19 protein-coding genes, 2 pseudogenes and 1 riboswitch are annotated in these 25,135 nt (G+C 40.9%); of the genes and pseudogenes, 7 read left to right on the top strand and 14 right to left on the bottom strand.

What is annotated here, in order from left to right; all coding sequences use genetic code 11:
* Positions 1 to 106: 106 nt before the first annotated feature.
* The gene (gene dld / locus M4974_RS03990; protein WP_248706160.1) at positions 107 to 1,795 is read right to left on the bottom strand and encodes a D-lactate dehydrogenase; all 1,689 of its coding nucleotides are present in this window, start codon (positions 1,793 to 1,795) and stop codon (positions 107 to 109) included.
* 154 nt (positions 1,796 to 1,949) lie between these two features.
* Positions 1,950 to 3,884, bottom strand: a pseudogene (locus M4974_RS03985) (type I restriction enzyme subunit R domain-containing protein); the annotation flags it as partial.
* A 3-nt stretch (positions 3,885 to 3,887) separates the two neighbouring features.
* Here M4974_RS03985 and M4974_RS03980 point away from each other — a divergent pair.
* Positions 3,888 to 3,998, top strand: a pseudogene (locus tag M4974_RS03980) (Txe/YoeB family addiction module toxin); the annotation flags it as partial.
* Between the two features lie 28 nt (positions 3,999 to 4,026).
* Here the strand turns inward: M4974_RS03980 and M4974_RS03975 are convergent.
* The 9 genes from M4974_RS03975 to M4974_RS03935 all read right to left on the bottom strand — a co-directional run bounded on the left by M4974_RS03975 (position 4,027) and on the right by M4974_RS03935 (position 14,750).
* On the bottom strand, positions 4,027 to 4,596 hold the full coding sequence (locus M4974_RS03975; protein WP_248706161.1) for an anthranilate synthase component II: 570 nt from the start codon (positions 4,594 to 4,596) through the stop codon (positions 4,027 to 4,029).
* Complete coding sequence (gene trpE / locus M4974_RS03970; RefSeq protein WP_248706162.1) at positions 4,593 to 5,957, bottom strand: anthranilate synthase component I; 1,365 nt, start codon at positions 5,955 to 5,957, stop codon at positions 4,593 to 4,595. The genes M4974_RS03975 and trpE overlap by 4 nt, the downstream gene beginning before the upstream one ends.
* On the bottom strand, positions 5,950 to 6,720 hold the full coding sequence (gene trpA / locus M4974_RS03965) for a tryptophan synthase subunit alpha (RefSeq protein ID WP_248715769.1): 771 nt from the start codon (positions 6,718 to 6,720) through the stop codon (positions 5,950 to 5,952). The genes trpE and trpA overlap by 8 nt, the downstream gene beginning before the upstream one ends.
* Positions 6,717 to 7,292: a phosphoribosylanthranilate isomerase gene (locus M4974_RS03960; RefSeq protein WP_248706164.1), complete on the bottom strand. Its 576-nt coding sequence runs from the start codon at positions 7,290 to 7,292 to the stop codon at positions 6,717 to 6,719. The genes trpA and M4974_RS03960 overlap by 4 nt, the downstream gene beginning before the upstream one ends.
* Positions 7,279 to 8,082: an indole-3-glycerol phosphate synthase TrpC gene (gene trpC / locus M4974_RS03955; protein ID WP_248706165.1), complete on the bottom strand. Its 804-nt coding sequence runs from the start codon at positions 8,080 to 8,082 to the stop codon at positions 7,279 to 7,281. The genes M4974_RS03960 and trpC overlap by 14 nt, the downstream gene beginning before the upstream one ends.
* A 1-nt stretch (position 8,083) precedes the next feature.
* A complete protein-coding gene (gene trpD, locus M4974_RS03950) occupies positions 8,084 to 9,103 on the bottom strand; it encodes an anthranilate phosphoribosyltransferase (protein ID WP_248706166.1) in 1,020 nt (339 codons plus the stop codon).
* Positions 9,096 to 10,286: a tryptophan synthase subunit beta gene (trpB, locus tag M4974_RS03945; protein WP_248706167.1), complete on the bottom strand. Its 1,191-nt coding sequence runs from the start codon at positions 10,284 to 10,286 to the stop codon at positions 9,096 to 9,098. The genes trpD and trpB overlap by 8 nt, the downstream gene beginning before the upstream one ends.
* 358 nt (positions 10,287 to 10,644) lie before the next feature.
* Positions 10,645 to 13,752: a GbpC/Spa domain-containing protein gene (locus tag M4974_RS03940; protein WP_248706168.1), complete on the bottom strand. Its 3,108-nt coding sequence runs from the start codon at positions 13,750 to 13,752 to the stop codon at positions 10,645 to 10,647.
* A 203-nt stretch (positions 13,753 to 13,955) separates the two neighbouring features.
* On the bottom strand, positions 13,956 to 14,750 hold the full coding sequence (locus tag M4974_RS03935) for a 2-keto-4-pentenoate hydratase (protein ID WP_248706169.1): 795 nt from the start codon (positions 14,748 to 14,750) through the stop codon (positions 13,956 to 13,958).
* A 449-nt stretch (positions 14,751 to 15,199) separates the two neighbouring features.
* Positions 15,200 to 15,292, top strand: a riboswitch (TPP riboswitch).
* A 98-nt stretch (positions 15,293 to 15,390) separates the two neighbouring features.
* Between M4974_RS03935 and tenA the strand changes: the two genes are divergently transcribed.
* Genes tenA through thiM form a run of 4 tightly spaced genes read left to right on the top strand, consistent with a single transcriptional unit; the run spans position 15,391 to position 18,308 of the window.
* Positions 15,391 to 16,086, top strand: coding sequence for a thiaminase II (gene tenA / locus M4974_RS03930; protein WP_248706170.1), 696 nt, complete (start codon positions 15,391 to 15,393; stop codon positions 16,084 to 16,086).
* Complete coding sequence (thiD, locus tag M4974_RS03925; RefSeq protein ID WP_248715768.1) at positions 16,083 to 16,868, top strand: bifunctional hydroxymethylpyrimidine kinase/phosphomethylpyrimidine kinase; 786 nt, start codon at positions 16,083 to 16,085, stop codon at positions 16,866 to 16,868. The genes tenA and thiD overlap by 4 nt, the downstream gene beginning before the upstream one ends.
* Positions 16,869 to 16,884: 16 nt before the next feature.
* Complete coding sequence (thiE, locus tag M4974_RS03920; protein WP_248706172.1) at positions 16,885 to 17,526, top strand: thiamine phosphate synthase; 642 nt, start codon at positions 16,885 to 16,887, stop codon at positions 17,524 to 17,526.
* Between the two features lie 2 nt (positions 17,527 to 17,528).
* Positions 17,529 to 18,308, top strand: a complete 780-nt coding sequence (gene thiM / locus M4974_RS03915) for a hydroxyethylthiazole kinase (RefSeq protein WP_248706173.1) — start codon at positions 17,529 to 17,531, stop codon at positions 18,306 to 18,308.
* Positions 18,309 to 18,364: 56 nt separating this feature from the next.
* On the opposite strand, the gene spxB is transcribed toward thiM, so the two are convergent.
* The gene (gene spxB / locus M4974_RS03910; RefSeq protein ID WP_248706174.1) at positions 18,365 to 20,185 is read right to left on the bottom strand and encodes a pyruvate oxidase; all 1,821 of its coding nucleotides are present in this window, start codon (positions 20,183 to 20,185) and stop codon (positions 18,365 to 18,367) included.
* Positions 20,186 to 20,568: 383 nt separating this feature from the next.
* On the opposite strand from spxB, the gene M4974_RS03905 reads away from it, so the two are divergent.
* Together M4974_RS03905 and M4974_RS03900 are read left to right on the top strand one after the other, a co-directional pair.
* On the top strand, positions 20,569 to 21,651 hold the full coding sequence (locus M4974_RS03905; protein ID WP_248706175.1) for a PTS transporter subunit IIC: 1,083 nt from the start codon (positions 20,569 to 20,571) through the stop codon (positions 21,649 to 21,651).
* 69 nt (positions 21,652 to 21,720) lie between these two features.
* On the top strand, positions 21,721 to 21,918 hold the full coding sequence (locus tag M4974_RS03900; protein WP_248706176.1) for an SHOCT domain-containing protein: 198 nt from the start codon (positions 21,721 to 21,723) through the stop codon (positions 21,916 to 21,918).
* 56 nt (positions 21,919 to 21,974) lie between these two features.
* Here the strand turns inward: M4974_RS03900 and M4974_RS03895 are convergent, their stop codons facing one another.
* Positions 21,975 to 23,402, bottom strand: coding sequence for a hypothetical protein (locus M4974_RS03895; protein ID WP_248706177.1), 1,428 nt, complete (start codon positions 23,400 to 23,402; stop codon positions 21,975 to 21,977).
* A 257-nt stretch (positions 23,403 to 23,659) separates the two neighbouring features.
* Positions 23,660 to 25,114: a hypothetical protein gene (locus M4974_RS03890; RefSeq protein WP_248706178.1), complete on the bottom strand. Its 1,455-nt coding sequence runs from the start codon at positions 25,112 to 25,114 to the stop codon at positions 23,660 to 23,662.
* Positions 25,115 to 25,135: the final 21 nt, after the last annotated feature.

The raw sequence follows: 25,135 nt of genomic DNA, 5'->3' as shown, positions 1-25,135 counted from the left end.
TAGCCCTCCTTTGGCATTAATTTGTAAATGCCATTATGCACCATTGCACGATAAATTTCAAATTGACCAAATAAAAAACGACCTAATTGGCCGCTTTTCAAATAGCTTAGTACTTACCCCAGTACTTTTCCATGGTAGTTAAACCAATTCCAGGGTTAAAACTGTTGGTTGGATCATTACGCATATAGTGTTCAACCAAGGCTGGTGCAGCGTGGTACAAATGACCTACGTTATGCTCAGCTGGATAAATCGCATTACGCTCGTCCAACAACTTCAACATTTCAACCTTCACATCATGAGCCTTAACACCCTTTTTCAAGATGTAGTCTTGGTGCATAACGTGGTCGAGGAAGTGGCCATAATAAATCTTGTATTCAATCTTGTCTTCGATTTCTTTAGGTAAATGCTCAAACCAATCGAATTCATTTCGTGGCAAGGCGATATCCAAAGGCAAGATTTCAATTTTATCATCTTGGAAGACTTCCGAATAACGAATGGCAACCCCCGCCGTCACATAGCGGTGGGTGGCAACACGATCGGCTTCCTTAGGGGTCGCCTCGAAGTAGTCCCCTTCTTCTTTTTCAAAGAAGGGCTTCAAGAACTCACGCGCTTCTTGAATAGCATCGTCGCCAGCCATTTTCAACTGCAAGTAATGATCATACCTTTCAGCATATTCATCCATCCGTTTTGGCAATTGATTAGGGAAAATCTGACCCATATGCTGCAAAACACGATCAGGGAAATATGGCTTAAACGTTGGCACGTGGTCCAGAATCCGTTCAGTAGTCGACTTCATACCAAATAGATAAGGCAAGGCATTCGTACCAATCGTATCAATGACGATTAGGGAGTCTTTACCATACTTCTTAGCCATGTCATAAGCAACCTTATGCATGTACTCACCAGAAACTGGCAAATGCTTGAACTCTGTTAGAATGTGTCGACGCAAGCGCTCTAAGACAGCTGGGTCATTAGTTCCAATGTAGAAGACTTGAGAATCTTCAGCTTTAGGGAAAGTGTCCAAACGAACCGCAAAAGCAGCCAATTTTCCAGATGAACCAGAAACTTCATAAAGTTCTTCTGGATCGGCGTTATAACGAGTTGGTGTATCAGCTTCAACATCACGAACACGCTTTTCGTAATCACGGTTGTGGCCTACTCGTTCTTTGTCATCAACTACATGGTCGATATCAAAATTACGATTTTCCAAATTGGTAATCATCTCTTCCGGTGTGCTACCTAGGTCAATACCCAAGTGGTTGACCAAATGCAGTTCATCATTCTTATCAATCTGTGCATACAGAGCCAATTCGGTATAGGCTGGACCACGTTGAATCAAAGCACCACCCGAATTATTGTTAATACCACCAATAACCGAAGCACCCAAATTAGATGAGCCAATCACAGAGTGAGGCTCACGATTGACAGTCTTAAGGGTGTTTTCCAATTTGTACAAAGTTGTTCCAGGAAAGGCCAAAACTTCTTTCCCTTCATTGAGAAGTTGTACACCCTTAATTCGGCTACCATTAACCACAACACATTCACGATCGTAACCAGGTGCTGGAATTGAGCCTTCAGTTAGGCTGGTGTTAGAAGCCTGCATAATGATAATAATGTTATGATCATGCAAAATTTTGAGGACTTGCCACAATTCCATCAACGTACCAGGCAAGACAACTGCAAGAGCGTCCCCCCGTCCACTACGATATCCCTTACGGTAGCGCAATGACTTAGATGCGTCGGTGATAATGTGATGCTTGCCGACAACGTTGGTTAATTCTTCAACTGCTGACATAATATTTACCTCTTTAAATTTCAATAGTACCAAAATGGTTCCTCTAGTCCATTATGCCACTTTTGAGAGATTTTAGGTGATAATTTTGTGAAAAATGTAAGCGTTATCTGAAAAATAAGAAAAACGACCGGTTAAGGTCGTTTTTTAATCAAAATCATACTTTTTCTTTTAAACTTCTATAAACATCATCAACAAAAACTTGGGCAACACGTTTCTTAAAATCATCGTTATTTAATAACACCTGGAAGAAATCCTGGTTTTGAGCATAACCGTCAGTTAAAGCCGTATCAATCTCATCATTGAAAGTAAACTTAAAATCATCTCGTGAATTAACCTGGGCCGATTGTTTCAACTTTTGATTTTTCTTCATCAATTCTCTGACAGCTATGGCTCCTGTGACCCCTACTGTGCCATCAATATCTAATTCAAGTTGTTCATTAATTTCTTCGATAATTTCAGAAAGTTTTTTCTCCTGATCTTCAGAAATGTCACTAATACTTGGTTTGTTAAGTTTAATCTGATATTCAGCGGGCATCTCAGCTACATGAAATTCTCCAGTTTGCTTATGGCGCATATAATCAACGACAATTTTATCCGCAATAGTGAAATCATCATTACCCAAACGTACATCAATCATTTTAACTAATGATTGGAGATAATTATATTTTTCGTGCAGAACTTCATTTTGATAAGCAGTGGCCTGAATTAAGAAAGTATACATTCTAATGAAACTACGAATATCTTTTTTGATATTCAATTGTTCTTTTTCATCAAAACGTTGGACCCTAGCATAACCTTGATTCAACAAGGCTGTCATCTTCTGTTTATCTCGACTATTACGTTTAGGTTGGTACAAAAAATTATTAAATTCATGAACTATGTCACTATCTAAAATTTCATAACTATCAATTTTACGCTCTAATTCTAAAATATCAGCAGGTGAAATGGTTTCTGATAGAACCGTTTTCCGATAGTAAGGCGCAAAAGACTTATTAATGTCATCATAAGAATTTTTAAAATCTAAAATAAAAGTCTTCTTATTGTAGCCCTTAACAATCCGATTTAATCGTGACAAGGTCTGTACAGCAGCAACATCTCTTAATTTCTTATCAACATACATGGCTACTAATTTTGGTTGGTCAAAACCAGTTTGATACTTATTAGCCACAATTAATACTTGGTACTGCTCACTATCAAACTTATCCTTAAGGCTCTCTTCACTAAATCCGTTCATGCCTGCTTCGGTAAATTCTTGGTTATCTAAATCAACTTTACCCGAAAAAGCAATAATGGCTTCAATACTAGTGATATGATGTTCCTTCATATAGCGTTTAAAGGCTTGTTGATACTTAACGGCTGCCTCTCGTCCAGAAGTTACAATCATTGCCTTGCCATTACCACCAAGCTCAGCCATAATATCGTGGGTCACAAAGTGATCCATGATAATTTCAACCTTACCTCTAATATTCTCGTCTGATAATTCAACGAACTTAGCAATCCTACGTTTAGCAATGGTGGACTTAAATTCTGGATCTGCTTCAATCGATTTATTGAGCTTATAATAAGTTTCATAAGTGACATAGTTATTTAAAACATCCAGTATGAAGCCCTCTTCGATGGCTTGTTTCATGGAGTAAACATCAAATGGCTCTTTACCAATACCATCTTCTGTTGTCGTTCCAAATAATTGTAAGGTTGTAGCCTTTGGTGTGGCTGTAAAGGCGATAATCGAAACATTGTCTTGTTTTCCCGTACGGGCAATTTCTTGTTCAATTACATCGCCAGTTGACACCTCTTGAACTTCATCAATGCTACCATCTGCAACATCCGTTTCAGTTAATACTTGGCTAACGGCACTCATATAGGAACCAGTCGTTGAACTATGCGCCTCATCAATTAAAATAGCAAAATTTTTATCAGCGGTTGGTCCGGCAGTCATCCAATCAGATTTATTAATTTGGGCAAATTTATGAATTGTAGTAGCAATAATTTTAGTATTGCTAGCCAGGGCCTCCGCTAAATCACTAGAAGTTGCCTTATCCCCCATCACTTTAATTAAATCTTGCTGATGATTAATAGCTGAAACGGCTTCTATTCTAGGCGGATTAATAGTCAGCATCGTGTGGTATACACCATTGATAAAGCGACAAAGACTGTTACGATTTATTCTTGTTGGGCTCACTACAATCACACTACAATTTAATCAAAAAACCAGCCCCTCGGCTGGTTTTTTACTTCCCTTCAACTTCTGTCACAAAACGTTTGATCATTTCCTGACCAGCGGGTGTGCCGATTGATTCTGGGTGGAATTGCACCCCATAAATTGGCAAGCTATCATGCTCAATGGCCATCACTTCCCCATCATCAGTAGCGACGCCCGTCACTTTGAAATGAGCGGGCAAGTGATTTTTATCAACAATCAAGGAATGATAACGCATAATATCGACATCTGGCGCTTCATCGAACAGCTTGGACTGACTAGTCTTCATCTGCGACATCTTACCGTGGCGAATTTCTGGAGCATGGGCGACCTGACCGCCAAAGACTTCGCCAATTGCTTGATGGCCTAGGCAAATACCTAACATCGGTTTATCTTCGGCATGTTCTTTAATCAGTGCTTCCATCTGACCGGCTTGATCGGGTGAACCTGGACCCGGGGAAAAGATAATGCCATCGGCCTGTTGGGCAACGGCTTCCAATTCTGGATCATCATTGCGTAAAACTTGGACTTCAGTTAACTGACCGACAATTTGAGCTAGATTATAGGTAAAAGAATCGTAATTATCGACAAGTAAAATCATGATAAACCTCCGACATGCAACAAGGCCCGAGCCTTATTGAGCGTTTCTTGATATTCATTGGCCGCAATTGAGTCATAGACAATTCCGGCACCTGCTTGGACGTAGCCCTTCTTATTCTTGACAACCATCGTTCGAATCCCAATGGCAAAATCCATTTGATTATCCTGGGACAAATAACCAACCGCCCCGGCATAAACACCTCGTTTAACTGGTTCCATTTCATACAAGCGTTGCAAAGCCCGTACTTTTGGAGCCCCCGAAACGGTACCAGCTGGCAAGGTTGCCTTTAAAGCAGCAATCGCTGGTGTATCAGCCTTTAATTTCCCCTGGACTTCTGACACTAAATGCATGACGTAGCGATATTTTTCAATATCCAACAAACGGGTAACCTGCACGGAGCCGTATTCACTGACCTTACCAATATCATTACGACCCAGATCAACCAACATGCGATGCTCAGCTAACTCCTTTTCATTGCTAAGCAAATCATCAGCCATTTCCTGGTCAACAATTGGATCAGCACTGCGCTTACGGGTACCGGCAATCGGATTAGTTGTGACAACATCCCCTCGAACCGTTACCAAACTCTCTGGTGAAGCACCAATAATCTGGTAATCACCATAGTCTAGAAAATACATATAAGGGGATGGATTTGACCGCCGTAATTGACGATAAAAGTCAAAGGGCTGGTCAACAAAATCAAAAGAGAACCGCTGAGATGGCACGATTTGGAACATATCACCATCAGTAATTAGCTCCTTGGCCCGTTCGACTATCGCTTCAAACTGTGCGGGCGTCATATTAGATTCTGGCTTTAACTCATGTAAATAGACCTGTTGAGCTTCATCCGGACTAACCTGATGCAACTTAACTTCCAAGTTTGCAATCACCTGGTTCAAATCCGTCCGACCAGAATAAACATTATCAGCCACTAGGGTCATGGTTTGCGCTTGATGATCGAACACGACAAAGGTTTCATATAAGAATAAATGGGTATCAGGCATACCGAGGTCATTAACTGGCTGCTTACCTAATTTTTCATAAACGGCAATTGTATCAAAACCAACATAGCCAATTGCCCCACCCTGGAATGGCAAACCTTCAATCGGCTCATCCTGATGAACAACTAATTCTTGCAACGCCTGCAGTGGATCATCGGTAGTTTTGGCTTGGCCGTCAATCACTACCGTATGACCAGTTGATTCAAATTCGTGCACTGGATCTAAGGCAATTACTGAATAGCGCGATGATTCTGCTTGGTGGCCCATAGATTCCAGCATGAAGCTGTGCTTACCACGCAGGCGGAAATAGGCACTAACCACCGTGGTGGTATCGGCGTCAATGATTTTTACTTTACGCATTTTGAGCCTCTTTCATTTTGATAATGAATTCAGTCAAATAAGGACCGGCATCATGGGGATGCTGGGCGATGATATCAACAATTGCTGAACCAACGATGATGGCATTGGCCGCTGGGAACTGACGAGCTTGCTCAACTTGACTAATGCCAAAACCGACCGCCACCGAAATATTACTATACTGGCGAATTTGCTCAATTAATTGATTGGCTTCGTTTGAAAGTTTTTGTCGCGTACCTGTAATTCCTAGCGAAGAAACTACATATACGAAACCAGAGGCATTTTTCAAGATAGCTGGCAAACGATCGCCCGACTGACTAGTTACTAACTGAATCAAATCCCGTTCATACTGCTTAGCTAAAGCTAGGAACTCGCCCTGCTCTTCCAATGGCAAATCCGGCAAAATAATTCCTTGCACATCAAAAGCCTGCATTTGAGCCAAAAATTTTTCATAACCGTGTTTAAAAACAATATTGGTATAAGTTAAAAATACTAGCGGTACGTCGGTTTTTTGGCGAATTTTAGCTACCGTTTCAAACACTTTAGCAGTCGTTGAGCCATTATCTAAAGCTCGTTGATCAGCGCTTAAAATGGTTGGGCCATCGGCACTGGGATCACTAAAGGCAATGCCTAGCTCGACCACATCGGCACCAGCTTGAGCCATATCCACTACGTACTCAACGGTATGGTCAAAATCAGGGTCCCCAACGACGGTAAAGCCGATAAAGTTGCCCTTGTCTTGTAATGTTTGGGTTAATGATTTCATGATAACTCCCTTACTATTTGTACTAAGCGTTGCATGGTGGCTAAGTCCTTGAGACCAGCCACTTCACTTCCTGAAGATATATCAACGACAGCTGGTTGCGTTTGGTCAATGGCTGTAACCAAATTATCAACGTTCAAACCACCAGCCAAGATAGTTGGCGTTGGACTGGCTTCTAATAATTGCCAATCAAAATTCTGACCACTACCAGCACCGGCATCAACTAAACGATAATCGGCTTGGGTAGTAACCTGTTGGCTTGGTTGCATGACTTGAATCACTGGCAGTCCGGCTGCTTGTAGCTGAGCGACCAATTGTTCATCTTCTTGACCATGCAACTGTACATACTGAATAATCCCTTGATAAGCTAAAATTTCAGCTAAAGTTTGATTAACAAACACCCCAACTAACGGTATTTTTGGGTCTAAGTCCTGTCGCATGGCTTGTGCTAAGTTACGATTGACACTGCGCCGGTAACCGGGAGCCAAAATAATCCCAGCAAAATCAGGTCGGACTTGATTTAAATAAGTCACATCAGCCAAACGAAAATTGCCACAAAGCTTAATCTTGGTCATGGCTAAAGCCTCGTAAATGATTAATTTCAGCAACTTTATCCGGCGCTTTCATAAAAGTTTCACCAACTAAAATACCGTTAATCCCGGCTTGCTCTAACTGCAACACATCACTACGACTTTGAATCCCTGATTCAGAAATTACAGCAATATTGGCTGGAATATTTTCACGGAGACGTTGTGTATTGCCAAAATCAACCGTAAAGTCCTTCAAATTACGATTATTCACGCCAATAATTTCCGCCCCAGCTTGCACAGCTCGTTTAATTTCATCTTGGTCATGGGCTTCGACAATCGCTGATAATCCTAATTCTTGCGCCAAAGCCAGGTAATCGGTTAACTGCTGATCCGATAAAATTGCCACAATTAACAAAATAGCACTGGCACCAGCTGCTTTAGCTTCATAAATCATGTACGGGTCAATGGTGAAGTCCTTGCGCAAAATAGGAACATTGGTTGTGGCCACGACCGCCTTTAAAATATCCAAGGATCCTTTAAAATAATCTTCTTCGGTTAAGACCGAAATCATGTCCACTTTGGCCTGCGTGTAATCACGAGCAATTTGTTGATAATCAAACGCTTCACTAGGAACAATTTGCCCTTTAGATGGTGAAGCCTGCTTAATTTCAGCAATAACCGTAATCGGTGCTTGCGCTAACTTTTGATTTAACACAAACTCTGGTAGTTGATTGGCTGCTTTTTCGATCTGAGCCTTTAAATCAACTAAGGATACTTGATCTTGGCGCCGAGCCATATTTTTTTTAGTAGCGGCCACTAGGTCATCTAAAATCATATCAAGCCTCCTTAGTAGCCGTGCGTAGCTTAGCTAGTTGCTGATAGGCCGAACCATCGTAGAGCAAGCCCTGAGCTAATGCCAAACCTTCTTTAAAGTTAGCTACTTTTTGGTCGGCTAACAGGGCCATAGCAGCGTTAATTAGGACAACGTCAGTCTTTGGGCCAGCTAATTTGCCCGCCAAAATAGCATTAGTAATCTGGGCATTATCGGCTGGCTCGCCCCCTTGCAATTCCGTCAAATCACAAGTTTCAAAACCAAATTCCGTCGGATCAAAAACCGCTTCACTAACCTGACCATTCCGCAAAATTGCCATATCGGTTTTAGTTGTCAGGGTAACTTCGTCTAAGCCGTCTTGCCCGTTGACCAAAATAGCATTTTTAACACCCAATTCATTTAAAACATGAGCCAATGGCACTAAAAGATGCTTAGAGTAAACACCCATTAGCATGCTCTGAGGCCGAGTAGGATTAACCAAAGGACCTAACACATTAAAGACCGTTCGGAAACCAAGCGCCTTACGAACCTGGGCAACATATTTCATGGCTGGGTGATACGTCCGGGCAAATAAGAAAGTTTGACCAACTTCCTTAAGCACCTGAGTAGCCTGCTCGGGATTGAGGTCAATATTAATGCCCAATGCTTCTAGGGCATCAGCTGTCCCCGACTTAGAACTCGCTGCCCGGTTTCCATGCTTAACCACTGGGACTCCTGCAGCCGAAACGATAAAGCTGGCCGTTGTCGAAATGTTAAATGTGTTAGACATATCACCGCCAGTGCCGACAATATCCATAGCCTGTAGTTCAGCTGGAATTTTAATACTATGGTCAATCATAGCCTGAGCTGAACCAGTTATTTCTGGAATCGATTCATTTTTCACTGCCAAGCCCATTAAATAAGCAGCAATTTCAATGTCTGAAGCCTGCCCCGACATAATTTCGTTCATAACTGCTTGAGCCATTTGAGCACTCAAATCTTGTCGCAGCGATAAAGTTTTTAAAGCAGCTTGCATTTTACTCATGTAAATCAACTCCTTTGTAGCGGGCAATGGCAGCAACATCTTTATCCCCACGACCACTCAAGGTCACCATAATCTGTTGATCAGGGCGCATAGTTGGCGCTAATTTCATGGCATAGGCCAAGGCATGGGAACTTTCAATAGCAGCGATAATTCCTTCTTGTTTGGCAATATACTCAAAGGCTTCCACGGCCTCATCATCAGTAGCCGGTACATACTGGGCGCGATCAATATCCCGCAGGTATGCGTGTTCTGGGCCAATTCCTGGATAATCTAGGCCGGCAGAAATACTATAAACTGGGTCAATTTGTCCATCAGATGACTGTAAGAATTCTGACTTCATCCCATGGAAAATACCAATCGAACCTCGGGCCATCGTGGCCGCAGTTTGGTCGGTATCAACCCCTTTACCAGCAGCTTCGACCCCAATCAACTGCACTTCGGGATCATCGACAAAGTTAGCGAAGGAACCAATTGCATTGGAGCCACCACCAACACAGGCCAAGACCGCATCTGGCAAACGACCAGTTTGATCTAAGAACTGCTGACGAGCCTCTTCACTAATGACTGACTGGAAATATTTCACCATTTCAGGAAATGGATAAGGGCCAACTGCTGATCCTAAAACATAAAAAGTGTCATCAATTCGCTGAGTCCAATCCTGGAAAGTCGCATTTACGGCATCTTTTAGAACCTGTGTACCGGTTGTGACGGCGTTAACCTTAGCACCCAACAGTTCCATTCGATAAACATTTAAGGCCTGACGATCAGTATCTTCCTTCCCCATGAAAATCTCACATTCCATATCAAAGAGAGCAGCCGCCGTCGCTGTGGCGACCCCGTGTTGACCAGCACCCGTTTCGGCAATCAGACGGGTCTTCCCCATTTTTTTAGCAATCAGAGCCTGCCCCAAGACATTGTTAATCTTATGAGCACCGGTATGGTTTAAATCTTCACGTTTAAGGTAAATCTGTGCCCCACCTAGGTCCTTGGACATATTCTTAGCATGATAAAGCAGGGAAGGACGATTGGCATAATTAATCAATAAATCTTTAAGTTCAGATTGAAAATCTGGATCCTGACGATAGTGATGAAAAGCTTCCGCCACTTCGTTAACTGCCGGCATTAGTAACTCTGGAATAAACTGACCACCATATTGGCCAAAGTAACGTTGATCATTTGTCATAAGTTTTCCTCACTTTTACATATACACAAAAAACCGCCCAGAAATTGCTTTCACAAAATCAGGACGGTTTTCCCGCGGTGCCACCTGTTTTCAGCTACCTTTCGATAACCACTCTCCACAGCCTGCTAACACAGGCCTGACAACTGACGTATGTCGTAACGTTCTAACCTACTTGCAATAATGCTTTCAGCAGACCCTCGATGGTCCATTTGCCAATTTGCGTTCGTCCCAGCTCTCAGTATCCCGGGCTCCCTTTGCGTGCACAACTGGTTTGATCTCCATCTCATCGGTTTATTGGACGATTAAATTAGCTATATTCTAATTTTTATTTAATGCTTTGTCAATACGTTTTAATAATTTATTGATCTTTACGACGGCGACCCATCAAACCAAGTGCGCCAACACCAGCACTAAGGCCCAAGAAGAAGGCTACGTCCGCACTGTGTGATTGACTCGACTTAGTATTCTCACCAGTCTTTGGCAAAGTAGTAGCCGTAGTTCGTTTTGCTGTGCTAGTCTGCTTTGGTTCAACTGGTACAAAGTTATCCCAAATAGGCTTAGGAGCAATCGTACTTTCTGAAGTAGATCCATTTGTATTTGTATTTGATTCTGAGCGAATCTGTGAATTAGACGTTGACAAAGAATCAGACAATGAATGGAGCATCGAACCAGAAATCGACTGTTGCGTTGAAGTAGATGGATAATTTGATGTTGATATCGAATTACTTTGAGAAACTGTATTTGATTGGTCGCTCGATGTTGAGTTTGATGTTGAAGCTGAAATCGAACCACTGGTTGAAGCCGACTTAGATTGATTGTTGGAAATCGAATTTGATGTTGAAACATGCGTCGAAATCGATGTTGATCCACTAATTGAAGCAGATTTCGACTGGTCGCTAGAAATCGAATTCGAAATTGAAGCTGAAGTCGAACCACTGGTTGAAACCGACTTAGATTGATCATTAGAAATCGAGTTTGATGTCGAAGCTGAGATCGAACCACTCTGTGACGCTGAAGTTGAATGTCTGATTGAAGTTGAATCCGAAATTGAAACATGCGTCGATACTGAACCAGAAATTGACTGTTGCGTCGAAGTTGAAATTGACTTGTATTCTGACTCAGAAGTTGATTCATGGCTCGAAACTGAATTAGAGGTTGAAATATTTGTTGAAGTCGACATCGAATTACTCTTCGAGGCCGAGTTAGATCCCTCATTAGAAATCGAATCATGAGTTGACTTTGATTGAGACATTGAAGTAACAGTCGAAGTACTCTGAGAACTACTAGTTGATTGGTTCTTAGAAGTTGATTCAGAGGTAACTGTGCTTATCGAATCAGATAATGAGTGATTAGTAGATATTGAAGTTGAATTTGAAATAGACTGCTTAGTAGACTCAGAATGAACAGTACTTTCCGACTTGGAAGTTGAAGATGACACGGAAGCTGATTCAGAGCCAGTATCCTTAATTTCAACTGTATTGTAGTGATAGTCTACCGTTGGATCTTCTTTATTAACTAAATCATTTTGATGATAATGAACAGTCAAAGGATCTTTAGCCGCAGCTTGATCATAAAGGTGATATTCACTTTGAACAGCAGTTGGCTTAACCGGTTCCGCTACCTTTTCAGGAACCTTTGGTTCATCTTTAGGTACATCTACATAGGTTGGCTCAACTGGCTCTTGTGGTAAGGTCCCGACTGGTACGAAAGTACTACTTTGAGCCCAAGTAAAGATGTTAGTATCCTTGGAACCAGAATCAGTTTCTAAAATAGACTTAATCTCCGTTGCACCAGAATTTAACTGGTAAATTGAAGATCCAACATAGAAATCCTTACTGGAAATATCATCCCAACGAGTATCCTGAGTACTATTATCCTTGCTAGCAAAAGCCCATCCAGAACCTTGGTCGCTAATGCTACCACCTGTGATTGGAATGAAACGAGCATTTTCAATCCGAACCTTTTCGATGTGAGCTTTATCAGCATTTTCACTCCAGTTATTCAAAGAGCCGACAGTAATAATCGCATCCTTATCAAAGGTAATCTGCTTACCATCCTGATCAAAAAAAGTTTCAGTTTCAATAATTTGGCGCTTGTAATCACCCGAAACTTCATTACCCGGTTTTGAATGGTTAATCGAGCTGTTATACCAAACATTCAGGACCGGATTTTTACCGATATACATTTCAATCGGCTCTTGATTGACGTTATCACCATAGGTAAAAGTACGAACAATTTTACTAATCTTTTGATCACGATAACTTGAGTTAGATAGATTGGTATAGGAAACAGTAATAGTATCCCCTTTGGTTAATTGGGTCTTATAATAGCCTTTTTGTCCATTGGGTGCATCACTGTCAATTGGCCTTGTTACCTTACCCGTATAAGTTAAATCAGACTTAGCATTTTCTTCTGATCCTAAGTGCAGTGCCTGCATCAACAATTCGCTGGCGTAGCCTTTTTCATGCGTCTTAGAAACTAGCTCAGACTTTTTAGTATCATAATCAACTACAGCTTTTTCATAAGCGGACTTCAGCTCAGCATTCTTTTGCTTGGCAGCCAAGTAAGCTGCTTGGGCCTTGGCATAAGCAGCAGCATTAGCTTGATTAGTAGCGTTAACCTTCTCCAAAGCTATTTCGTACTCTTTTTGAGCAGCAAGTTGCTTTTCCTGAGCAGTTTTTAGTTGGTTAAGTTGCTGTTCTTTATCAGCCTGTAATTCGGCCAAGGTAAAGTCTTTTTTGTTATCAGTCGTTTTCAAAATAACACCAGCATTTTTAGCATCATTAGCCGCCTTTTCAACATCAGCATTGGCCCTAGTCACACCTTCTTTTAGCTGACTAGTAGTTTGATTTTGCTGTTCTTGCTGTGCCGTAGTCTCTTTAATTTGCTTAACTTGTTCGGCATTATCCTTTTGCACATCCACCAAATTTTTCACTGATTGGTTGGTATCCTTGATAACATTTACACCAGACTTTTGAGCTGTCTGTGCTGCATCTTGTACATCGCCATTCGATTGCTGGGCTGCTTTTTGGTCAGCAAGATTCTGCTGCTTTTGATTAATCTGTTGATTAATCGTATCAACCTGCTTTTGATAATCAGCGTTGGCCTGATTGACCAAATTACTATAATCATCTATTCGACCAGGATAGTTATTCCCAGCTACTTCCTGTGTTTTCAAACCAGCATCTTGTGCATTTTTAACCGCTTGATCCAAATTAGGACTTGCAACCTTACTTTTTTCATTCTGCTTAGTTGCTTGGCTAGCTTGCGTTGACGTAGTACCAATATTTTGCGCCTGATTATTTACAGCTGTGGATGTTAGGTTATCGGCTGAGGCGATTTGATTCTGTCCAAATAGGCCAATCCCTGTAACACCCGTAACTGAAAGTAACCCTAGAGCAAACTTAGTTTTAGTATTAAGACCGTCAACTACTGGTTGACTGGTATGCTTCATATATTTTCCCATTGTCGCTCCTTTTTATGTAAGAAGAAATAACTAATTGTTAACTTTTTGTTAAGATTTCCCATCTACTTCTCCATATTCTACCAGATTTTTTGACATATTTAAAAAAAATTTACTAATATGAGAAATTTTATTTTATTTTTGCGAGCAAACCGTCATAAAAAATTAGCATTTCATAAAATGAAATGCTAATTCCTAGCTCAAAATCATTCAACTGTTAATTTCACATCCGTAAATCCATGATCAAAACTGGCACGCCATTCTCCAACAGTTAGATGTGGAGGCAAAAGGAAGGTTCCTGATGAAACACGCTGTCCTGCGGTGAGTTCCTTTCCTTGCGAGGCTAGTTTTTTAACTAGCCATTGTAAAGAATTCAAAGGATTACCCAATACTTCGGCTGAATTACCTTGGGCTACCTCTTGTCCATCATGATAGAGGGTTGTAGTTACTTCAGTTAAATTGGTCATGCTCAAATCTGTTGTATCGCATTCTGTGCCATAAACAACATAACCTCCCACGGCTGCATCCGCCATTACCAAATATTTGGACAGCGACGGAAACCATTCTTTAAAGCGGGCGTCTGGCACCTCAATTCCAGGAGCCACGGTGGTTTTTTGAGCTAATTCGGCTAAACTATCGCTAGGAGAGAGAGTTTCCTTAGCCTTAAAAACTAGTTCAACTTCAGCCAAGGGATCCATTAAATCATCTTTTAAAGAAAGTGTAGCAGGAGAAGCGACAAAGTGCTGAAATACTTGGGCACCAAAGAGTGGCTCCTTGGAATCAAACATATCTTGCGTTTGTTGGCTTGTTAAACTAACCTTATAGCCACCAACTGCCTGGCCTTTTAAATCCATTAAACGCGCCTGTACACGGTATGCAGTTTCATCATCATGCACCAAGTCTTCCCATTCAGCCATATCCAAAGCTACTTGACTGGTATAGGCCTGATACAGGGCCTGAGCCAATTTTTCTTCATTTGCTGTTAATTGTGTTTGAGCCATAATCCTACCCCATTCTCATATTTATTTTTATAAACAAAAAGCGCCCCATCCCCTCTACATAAGTAGAAAAGATAAGGGCGCTAACGCGCGGTACCACCTTATTTTACCTCACTATTACTCGTAAGGTCTTCACGTACGGCATAAAGCGATACGCTGGCAGGGTAACGGTTGCAGCCGAGTGCGCTTACTTAATTCAGTGCACTTGCTAAAGAGTGATTGCCAAACCATGAAAAATCGTATTGTTCCACCAACCCAATACTCGCTAAAGATTCATCCATGCGACAGCTCTTATTTTTGCTTTTGTTTATTAATTGGTTTTAAGTATAACTTAATTATGAGAAATATCAAGCTTTTATCATTTAATTTTAATAATTAAATTAAATAGACAATTTATAAATCAATATGCTAGACTGAGACCGTAGTAAATATGCCGCAAAATTGAATACTGTATTTGTCCACTGGGGTGCCAACTTGGCTGAGATTATACCCATTGAACCTGATTCTAGTTAGCACTAGCGTAGGAACGTGGCACTGGTATACTGATATTTTTTTAATTGGTAAAAGTGTAAGCACTTCCAAGCTAGTCTTGTGGGTGCTTTTTTTATTTCCCTAATCTGGACAAATATCATCTGGAGGACCTATGCAATACTCAGAGTACTTGATTCAAAAGGCGGAACCAATTTTAAAAGAAATTTTGAATCACCCCTTCGTTGAAGGAATTAAAACTGGGAAATTATCCCAAAATGCCATCAGCTTTTATGTACAACAGGATTATCAATATTTAGATGAATTTGTTCATATCTATGGTCAAGCCATTTCCTGTAGCCAAGACCGAGTATTTGCTCAGTTTTTCAATGAGCAAATTAGTTTTTTAATGGGTCAGGAAAGCAAGGCTCATCAAATTTTATGTCAGGCAGCCCAGCTTAATTATGCAGAGCTAAAAAATGCTATCCCCTCACCCAAAGCCTATCTCTACCAATCACATATGTTACGTGCCGGAAAAACTGGTAGCTTACTAAATATCTTAGCTGCCCTGCAACCTTGTCCGTGGACTTATCTGGAAATCGGACGGCATTTAACGGCTAATTCAACCAGTGAAAACCCCTATCAAGACTGGATTAATTTTTATGCTGACAGTTCAACTACAACTGAGAAAATTTTTAAATTTATTGATCAATTAGCTAAAAATGCCACTGACAATGAATTAAAAATAGCCACCCAGTATTTTCTAAAAAGTTGTGAGCTGGAGTGGCAATTTTGGCAGCAAGCTTATTATCAAGAAGATTGGCGTTTTAAACAAGTCTTAACAGCAGCCGAAAGAGAGCCCTTTTCATGACAAAAAATGTACCTGAAGTGTTAACCATTGCTGGTACTGACTCAGGGGGCGGAGCCGGTATGATGGCTGATATCAAAACTATGCAGATGTGCCATGTCTTTGCTACGGGCGTGGTCACTGGTGTTACTGCTCAAAATACACTGGGTGTTCAAGCTGCTCTGCCCTTACCCACTGCCATTATTGACCAGCAATTCCAGTCTGTGGCCAATGACTTTACAATTCAAGCCGTTAAAACTGGCGCCCTATTTGACCAAGAGCGAGTAGCTTGTGTAGCTGAAAATTTACGAAAATATCATTTTGGTCCCTTAGTCGTTGATCCAGTCATGGTCGCTAAGGGGGGTGCTAAGTTGCTAACCGATGCAGCCATTACCACTTTAGTGCAAGAATTACTACCTTTAGCCGATGTCATCACGCCAAACCTTCCGGAGGCACAGGTGATTGTCAATCGACAACTAACCACGGAAGCTGACATTTGGCGAGCTTGTACCGATATTCAAGCAATGGGCGCTAAAAATGTGGTCATAAAAGGTGGTCATTTAACCCATCAAGTCAATCATGACTTTGTTTTATTAGCCAACGGCCGACAATTAACCTTAACTGGTGACTGGGTCAATACCCGTCGAACGCATGGTACTGGCGATACCTTTTCTTCATTAGTCGTTTCGCAGTTAGCCAAAGGACAAGAATTAGTTGACACTTTGCAAACTGCTAAAACATTTTTAAATACCATTTTACAAGATGAAATTATAGTGGGTCATGGACACGGTCCATTAAATCACTGAGGAGCAGAACACACTAATGTACAAATTTGAGCCTGAAATATTAGATCTTTATTTAGTCGGAGGTAGTCAAAACGTAGCCGGCAATCAAGCCCGCTTCTTAGAAATCCTCGAACAAGCTTGTCAATTAGGAATTACTGCCTTTCAATATCGTGAAAAAGACGGTAGTAGGTTAAACGAACAAGAAAAAATAGCTTTAGGACAACAGATCCGTAAAATCACCCAACAATATCAGATTCCATTAATCGTTGATGATGACTGGCAGTTAGCCCAGGAAATCGGAGCTGACGGTCTGCACCTTGGTCAAAATGACACGCCGTTAATTGATCTGCTACCCAAAGTTTCGAATCTTATTTTGGGTTTATCGGTGCACGATCAACAAGAATTACCGGCAACAAACATCTTAAATCAACTTGACTATCTTGGTGTTGGGCCAGTTTTTAATACCGACAGTAAGACTAAAATCCAATCACCAATTGGTTTAACAGGACTAAAACAGTTAAACCTAATTACCAATAAACCCATTGTCGCCATTGGTGGCATTCACTCTGATAATGCACGCGCAGTTCGTGCAACCGGCGTAGCTGGCCTAGCCGTTATATCAGCAATTTTTAATAGTCCCCAACCAGAACAAGACATCAATAAACTAAAGGAGTCATAAAGATGTTATCAATCAATACCGTCCGACAACAAAATCCCATTGTACTCAACATTTCTAATACCGTTACCCAGCAACGCGTCGCCGATGCTGTCAGTTTTTTTGGCGGATCGCCAATTATGTTTACTGATATTGAAGAAACCAGTGATCTACTAAATATCGCTCAAGCATTGGTTATAAATCTAGGGACTGTTGATCACTATAGCCTACAAAGAGCCATCAAGGCTGGACAAGTGGCCAATCAATTAGGCATCCCAGTAATTGTTGACCCGGTTGCCGTTGCTGTGACTAAGGTTCGACAGCAGGCATTTGTTCAATTGAGCGAGAAAGTAAACTTTACAGCTATTCGAGGAAATGCTGGGGAACTAGCCTATTTAGCTCAAATTGATTGGCATAGTCAAGGTATTGATGCCGGCCAGGGCGACTTATCACAACTTAGTTTGATTGCTCAAAAAGTTGCCCAACGTTACCATACTTACAGTGTTTTAACCGGCCCAACTGATTATCTTTCTGATGGAGAAGTCACACACACGATTACCAACGGCCATCCATATTTTCAGACTAATGTCGGCAGTGGCGATATGTTGGATGGTATTTTAGGCGTCGCTTTAGCAACTGAAAGTTCTCTCAATAGTTTATGCTGGGCCACCGGTATCTTTGGATTGGCAGGTGAATTGGCTGGAGAAGCATTCCCTAGCCAACCCGCGAATTTCATTCCGGCAGTGCTAAACCAATTACACCAGCTAGATGATGATACAATTCAAAAGCAAATAAAATTAAATTAAACCATAACAAAAAACCTGTAATCCAGTTGGACTACAGGTTTTTAACTTAATGCTAATTAAAACTTCACACCGTATTCTTCAAAGAATTCTGTGACAGGCTTCAAACTCTGGCCATCATAGCTATCCAAGAAGTCGCGTAAGTTGGCTGGCTGTTGCAAGTCCAAGTTTTGGTTATAGTTAGGATTAACAGTCTCAGTAATGCCATCAGCAGTAGGAGTCAAAATCAACTCTTCAACTGGCAAATCACGCTTAGCCGTAATCTTAGCATCAATCAAGAATGGTTTACCAGCCTTAGTAACCGCCAAAGCCTTTTCAAAGGCGGCTGGCACATCAGCTGACTTAGTAACTGTTACCGATTCGACGCCCATTCCCTTGGCAATCATGGCGAAGTCCTGATCTTCCAAATCAATACCAGAATGGTGCATTGGCAAATCATCTTGCTCACTTTTAATAAAGTTCAAAGTTGTATTTGAAGTAATAATGTTAATGATAGGAAGATTGTACTTCTTTTCAGTAAGCAAATCTTGCATAACCATTGAGAAAGCGCCGTCCCCCGCGATATTAAAGGCTTGACGATCTGGGAAGCTTAACTTAGCTGCCAGTGCACCCGGCACACCACTACCCATTGAAGCAAAGAGGGCTGAAATGACCCACTTATTCTTAGGGGTTAAGTGCAAGTGACGGAAACTGTTAATGATGTTATCACCAACATCAATAGAGAAGATGGCATCATCATCAGCAACTTCATTAATTTGCTTATAAATTGCTTCAAATTGAAGTGGATCAGATTCACGGTTTTCCAACATTGTAAGATATTCTTGCCAATTCTTCATATCAGCTACGGCAGCCTGGAAGAATGGACGAGCTGGTTGTGTTTCACTGCGCTCCAAAGCCTTTTCAACAAAGGCAGTCGCATCAGACCAAATACCCATATCAAGGTTATGATGACGACCTAATTCTACCCGGTCATTATCAACTTGAATAAATTCGAATTGGTGAGTTTGGTAAACTAAGTTGGCAAATGGGAAATCAGCACCGATAGTGATTAACAAATCGGCAGCTGCCATGATTTCATCAGCAGCCTTAGAAGCAGCACGGTTAGCAAAACCAACGTTCCCTTCGTAATCGTCAGGTATCATCCCCTTCGCCAAACCAGTCATTACCAATGGAATTTGCAACTTCTTAGACAACTCAGCCAGTTTTTCACCACCGGCCTTAATACCACGACCAACATGAATAACTGGGCGCTTGCTCTGGGCAACCTTCGCCAAGAAAGCATCGACTTCGGCATCGGTTGCTACTGGTTGTGGTTCCGGCTTATTATCGGTTTCTGAATGTGATGAATAAATTTCGTCTGGAATTTGAACATAACCAAAGTCATTTGGAATAATAACAACGGCCACGCCCTGGTACTTATAAGCCTCACGAATAGCTTGATCAACAACGTGTGGCAAACTTTCAGGCGTCATGACAGTTCGGTTATAAACCGAAACATCATCAAACATTGGCCCTTCATTAAATTCTTGGAAGAAATTATAGTTCATTACCTTACTTGGTGTTTGACCAACCAAGGCTAGAACCGGAGCATGATCCTCACGCGCATCATATAGACCAGTCAGCAAGTTAGTTGCCCCAGGTCCAGCTGAACCAAAAGCTACACCAATTTTGCCAGTTAGTTTAGCATCAGCTGCGGCAGCCAAAGCACCAACTTGCTCATGGCGAACCTGAATATACTGGATATGATCCTTTTGAAGGTCAAGGGCGGCCATTGTAGAGTTAAATGAACCACCCGGATAACCGTATACATGTCCGATACCCCATGATTCCAAAACTTTCAACATAGCAACACTTGCTGCAACAGTCTTCTTTGCTGTCATTAGGAAATACCTCATATTTCTTTTTTTATTTCTTTTGCTACGAGCTCATTGTAGCACCATACGACACTTATAAACTCAATAATTACACATGTTACATTAATAATTTCTCTCTAAAATATTATGTTATTGACATTGTTTTTTAATTAAGTTAAGATGATTACATTGATTTAGGAGATGGATTATGAAAACGCTTTCAAAATCACAATTGAATCAAATCATCGTGATCAGCCCAATTGTCATTATTATTTGACAAATAGCTGGTCAATTTTGGAGTGCCAGCTCAAGAATTACTAAGCTGGCTGATAATTTTTTTCGTAAAAATTAATTTTGACGCCGCTTGGGCGTCTTTTTTGTTGGTCCGTCACATCAAATAGGAGAGAAGTATGGAAAACACATCAAAAGTTCGACCACAGACTAAATCCGAAATTGTCTATGAAGTATCACAGGGAATTTCTTATTCCATTCTATCCGTGCTAGGAATGGGACTATTATTGGCATCAGTAGGTAGCTGGATTCATTTTCAACCGCTAGTCCAGGCCGGCTTGATGGGACAAAAAATGTTAGCCCCCGCCTTAGGTGTTGGCATTGCCATTGCCATGCGGGCTAATGTTTTAACAACTGGGGCTGCCCTGATTTCTGCTACTGTCGGCTCCAACGCTGTCTACTTTTCAGCTACTACCGTGGTGGGTACCAAAACTGCCACTGGCTGGTTGGCTAATCAACCCGCAGGTTCCCTAGTGATGACCAGCGGTCAACCAATTTCAGCCATCTTGGCTGCCATTGTTGCCGTCTTAGTTGGAAACTGGCTATCAGGTCGGACTAAATTTGATATGATGCTAGTTCCTTTTGGTGCCACTTTACTGGGCGCTTTAACCGGTCTATTCTTCGCCTCCTTTACTACCCCAATGCTAAATTGGGTCTCTGAAAAACTAGCTGAAACCATGCAAGTAAATCCTTTCTTGGGCGCCTTTATTGTGGGTGTCTTCTGGTTCCTATTTTTAATGACTCCAGCATCTTCAGCCGCCTTAGCCATCGCGGTCATGCTTGATCCCCTTTCCGCAGGAGCTGCCCTGGTTGGTACTACGGCTGGGTTTGTGATGTTTACAGCGATGAGTTGGACCCAAAATGATTGGGGCGCTCGTTTTGCCCAATTTGTGGTAACACCCAAGGTTCAATTCCCTAACTTACTTAAAAATTACTGGTTGTGGTTAGGCCCCGCTGCGATTGCTGGGTTCTCTGCTACTTTAGCAGTTGGATTTTTCCAATTAAAAGTGCCGTACGCAATTTCTGGTTTGGGATTAAATGGTTTCATCGCCCCTATCGCCTTATTGACTAATCCGCGAGCCCTATTATTAACGATGGTCTTTGGGGCAGCCCTTCCGGCTGTCTTAAGCCTATTGTTTTATCGGCTTTTACGGAAATTAGGTCAAAGTAAGGAAAATGATTTACATTTAGATATTGTTTAACGTTCAAAAGAACTAAATCAGATTTAGTTCTTTTTTCAGTTATAATAAATAAAAAACGGAGAGAACGAGATGAACCGAGTTAAGTGGTGGGCTCAAAGTAGCAAGCAACGCTATGCTAATCTTAGTCTGGCCAGTCAAAGTCAACTACGGGAGCTTCATGAATTACAGCAATTATTAAGCCAAGGAGCCATCACGGTTGAGGAATATCAAATGAAAAAAGCCGAAAATGGTTTGAAAAATTTCCCTGATGATTTCATTAATCATTAAAATGCCGCCCTGTTTAAAACAGAGCGGCTTTTTAATTAATCACTGAATAACCCATCTTATGTTAAGGTGATACTTTTATGATTTCTTTGTAAAACAAAAACTCCTTGTTTACGATCAACAATCTTAATCTGTCCATGCTGTTCAATCGATTGACGTAAGCGATGAGATACCATTGGTGATAAATCAGCAAAACCGTTTAAGGCTGGTATTTGACATTGAACCCGTTGACGATTATCAGCCAGTTGTACTAAACCAGTATAAATATCAGTTGGTAACTGTGCTAATAACTGAACAGCAGGCATTTCAGCAGGATCAATTAAGCGACGACGTAAATCGAGTAACCAGTCAGCTGCTATTTTTTCTACCTGGGCAAAGCTGATTAAATCATCCAAAAGTGCTAAGGCCTCCCTTTGAGAAGCTGAAACCTGAAACGGATTTTCTAAGGCAACTTTTTCATTCTTTTGTCGACTAGCCAATAGAAACTGATCTACCTGTTTTTGATCAGAAATAACCGGAAAATTCATCAGTAAATAGGTAAAAAACAGTTTTGTGAATTTAACTGTTATAGCCGATACGCCAGTCTTATTTAACGGATCTAAATCAAATGTACGTAATTCTAAATACTGAACGCCTTTATGGGCTAAATCATTCAAATTCTCTCCCCCTTTTAGACGAACAACATCATAAAATTCTCGTTCCGCAATTAAATCCCCTTTCTGAACATCACTTTTTATTTTTTGGATATAGCTTTCAACAGATTGATACGAACCATAAACGCCATTACCAAAACCATAACTAGAATTGCGCACCGAACGTACCAGATGATTTAAACTTTTCTCTCGATTAGTATAAAAACTCTGATCAGCCCAGGGAGATTCGCCAAAAAGCAGTGTAAATAGCCAACGGTAAGCCATAAATCCTTGGGCAATCTTGATATAAACGGCATTGATAAAATCAATGGGCGAAGTAAATTGATCTGTAAAATTAGCCTGATAAATATCAGCCATTAATGCTAAGGGTAATCCTAAATTAATGTGGATACCACTAATCAAAGTTCGGGCAATATCCCGACGCGAAGCCACAGTTTGCATATAGTTGCGCTTATATTCGTCAGCGGGTGCAATCTTAAATTCATGTCGATCAGCTGATAAGTATGGCGGCATTGAATAGAGCCACAAAGCTTCATCAGCAGCTAAATTCTTACGAAGAACGTCATTAAAAGCGGTTAATAAGTCTAAATTAGCTTCCAAGTTTGGTCCGCTCGGTGTAATCACCTCAACTTGTGTATCCCCAAAATCATTGCGAATCGCCTGGTGTTGGACTGGATCTCCTAACTTAATCGGATATGTAGTCCTTGATAAATGCCCCGTTTTACGATTAATTCGATGACCTTCAACTTCAATGCCAAAAGACAATTGCTGCATAAATTGATCCGTGTTTTGTGAGTGAATAATTTTTCCAAGTAAAAAATATTGATTAAGCATAGTACCACACTCCTTGAGAGTTATATTAAGAAAATAAAAAATCCAGCTACACTATTGCAGCTGGATTTTAGTAATTCATAAGTCAGCTGCCTATCACTAGATAATGGTAGGCAACACAAGGATCAGCTCCTACCTAATGGGTAACGGAACTGACGCTCACTGTTAGCTTGATTGATGCTGACTTAATCATAATAATTTCCTCTTTTATAAATTAGTTATATTAAATCAAATATTGTTTCAAATGTCAATAATCTAATTCATTGCTCATTTTTTTGAAATAAACCCTTTTTTGACAGTAGATATTCTTGCTTTTGATGTTGGACAAAGAAAGTTCCCAATCGGCGGTTAACAACATTCACATCACCGTGGGCTACTAATTCTGCCTGCAACTGTTTTTGTTCGTTTAGCGGTAAATCGCTAAAACCAGCTAATCCCCTTAATCGTAATTGACCAATTTGACGTTGGTTAGAAAGGGCTAACATTCCCTGGTAAAAATCATCAGTTAAGAAAGTGATTAACTTTGCTGCTGGACTTTCAAGCGGATCAGTTAAACGTCGTCGTAATTCCGGCAACCAATCAGCCTTAAAGCGATTATCATAGGCAAATTCTTCTAAATTACTTAGTAGAGATAAGGCCTCCCCTTGGTATTTAGAAACGTTAAACGGATCTTCCAGGGCAACCGTCTCATTTCTTTGTCGACTTTCTTGCAAAAATTCATCAACATCATGTCCATCTGGTACTACTGATTGAGTCATCATCAAGTAGGCAAACAATAATTCCGTGAACTGGACCATTACCTCACTAACCCCAGTTTTAGATAGGGCATCTAGATCAAACATTCGCAACTCTAAATATTGCACACCCTTCGTGGCTAAATCAGCTAATTCATTCTGTCCCTTGAGTCGCACCACATCGTAGAATTCGCGTTCAGCAATTAAATCACCAACAGCAACATCTTCTTTGACCTTGGCAATGTAGCTATCCACATCTTGATATGATCCCGTAACACCATTTCCAAAGCCGTAACTAGAACTACGTACTGAACGAACATAGCCTTGCAAGGAAGCACGCCCTTCATAAAAACTAGCATCAGCTACAGGAGCTTCACCAAACAAAAGTGTGAAAACCCAACGATAATGCATCAATCCCTGGGCAATTTTCATGTAGAGTGAATTGGTAAAGTCAACTTCATTTTGATATTGATCTTCAAAAAATTGATGATAAACATAATGCAAGACATCTAAAGCCAAACCCAGATTAATATGAACACCACTGGTAATTGAACGAGCAATATCGCGACGGGCAACGACCGTTTCCATGTAAGCGGTCTTAACTGAATCAGCTGGAGCAATTTTAAATTCAGTTCGTCCAGGATTTAATACTGGTGGCATAGAATATAACCACAATGATTCATCAGCGGCTAGATTTTTTCGGACTGTGTCATTGAGGGCAGCCAACATATCTAAACTCGCAAAGACATTAACATTAGCTGGCGTAATAACTTCCATCTGAGTATAACCAAAATCATTTTTAATGGCATGATGTTGGACAGGGTCCCCCAAGCTAGTAGGATATACCTGATCTGATAAATGACCATCCTGCCGATTAACTCGATGCATTTCTACTTCTAAGCCCATGATTAGCTGACTTAATTGACGACTGAGGTCATTAAAACGAATTGTTTGACCGAAATTTGAGTAATAAATTGACATGATTCTGCACCTTTTTTATTA

Source organism: Convivina praedatoris (genome assembly GCF_933208495.1).
Classification (GTDB): Bacteria; Bacillota; Bacilli; order Lactobacillales; family Lactobacillaceae; genus Convivina; species Convivina praedatoris.
This window is presented reverse-complemented; position numbering and strand designations above follow the sequence as displayed.

What these genes read in the sequence shown, in the direction of transcription:
- trpC (WP_248706165.1), bottom strand. Translation starts at nt 8,082, where the DNA reads ATGATTTTAGATGACCTAGTGGCCGCTACTAAAAAAAATATGGCTCGG.
- dld (WP_248706160.1), bottom strand. Translation starts at nt 1,795, where the DNA reads ATGTCAGCAGTTGAAGAATTAACCAACGTTGTCGGCAAGCATCACATT.
- M4974_RS03975 (WP_248706161.1), bottom strand. Translation starts at nt 4,596, where the DNA reads ATGATTTTACTTGTCGATAATTACGATTCTTTTACCTATAATCTAGCT.
- tenA (WP_248706170.1), top strand. Translation starts at nt 15,391, where the DNA reads ATGCAATACTCAGAGTACTTGATTCAAAAGGCGGAACCAATTTTAAAA.
- thiE (WP_248706172.1), top strand. Translation starts at nt 16,885, where the DNA reads ATGTACAAATTTGAGCCTGAAATATTAGATCTTTATTTAGTCGGAGGT.
- M4974_RS03900 (WP_248706176.1), top strand. Translation starts at nt 21,721, where the DNA reads ATGAACCGAGTTAAGTGGTGGGCTCAAAGTAGCAAGCAACGCTATGCT.
- M4974_RS03895 (WP_248706177.1), bottom strand. Translation starts at nt 23,402, where the DNA reads ATGCTTAATCAATATTTTTTACTTGGAAAAATTATTCACTCACAAAAC.
- thiD (WP_248715768.1), top strand. Translation starts at nt 16,083, where the DNA reads ATGACAAAAAATGTACCTGAAGTGTTAACCATTGCTGGTACTGACTCA.
- trpE (WP_248706162.1), bottom strand. Translation starts at nt 5,957, where the DNA reads ATGCGTAAAGTAAAAATCATTGACGCCGATACCACCACGGTGGTTAGT.
- trpB (WP_248706167.1), bottom strand. Translation starts at nt 10,286, where the DNA reads ATGACAAATGATCAACGTTACTTTGGCCAATATGGTGGTCAGTTTATT.
- trpA (WP_248715769.1), bottom strand. Translation starts at nt 6,720, where the DNA reads ATGAAATCATTAACCCAAACATTACAAGACAAGGGCAACTTTATCGGC.
- spxB (WP_248706174.1), bottom strand. Translation starts at nt 20,185, where the DNA reads ATGACAGCAAAGAAGACTGTTGCAGCAAGTGTTGCTATGTTGAAAGTT.
- M4974_RS03940 (WP_248706168.1), bottom strand. Translation starts at nt 13,752, where the DNA reads ATGGGAAAATATATGAAGCATACCAGTCAACCAGTAGTTGACGGTCTT.
- M4974_RS03905 (WP_248706175.1), top strand. Translation starts at nt 20,569, where the DNA reads ATGGAAAACACATCAAAAGTTCGACCACAGACTAAATCCGAAATTGTC.
- M4974_RS03890 (WP_248706178.1), bottom strand. Translation starts at nt 25,114, where the DNA reads ATGTCAATTTATTACTCAAATTTCGGTCAAACAATTCGTTTTAATGAC.
- thiM (WP_248706173.1), top strand. Translation starts at nt 17,529, where the DNA reads ATGTTATCAATCAATACCGTCCGACAACAAAATCCCATTGTACTCAAC.
- M4974_RS03960 (WP_248706164.1), bottom strand. Translation starts at nt 7,292, where the DNA reads ATGACCAAGATTAAGCTTTGTGGCAATTTTCGTTTGGCTGATGTGACT.
- trpD (WP_248706166.1), bottom strand. Translation starts at nt 9,103, where the DNA reads ATGAGTAAAATGCAAGCTGCTTTAAAAACTTTATCGCTGCGACAAGAT.
- M4974_RS03935 (WP_248706169.1), bottom strand. Translation starts at nt 14,750, where the DNA reads ATGGCTCAAACACAATTAACAGCAAATGAAGAAAAATTGGCTCAGGCC.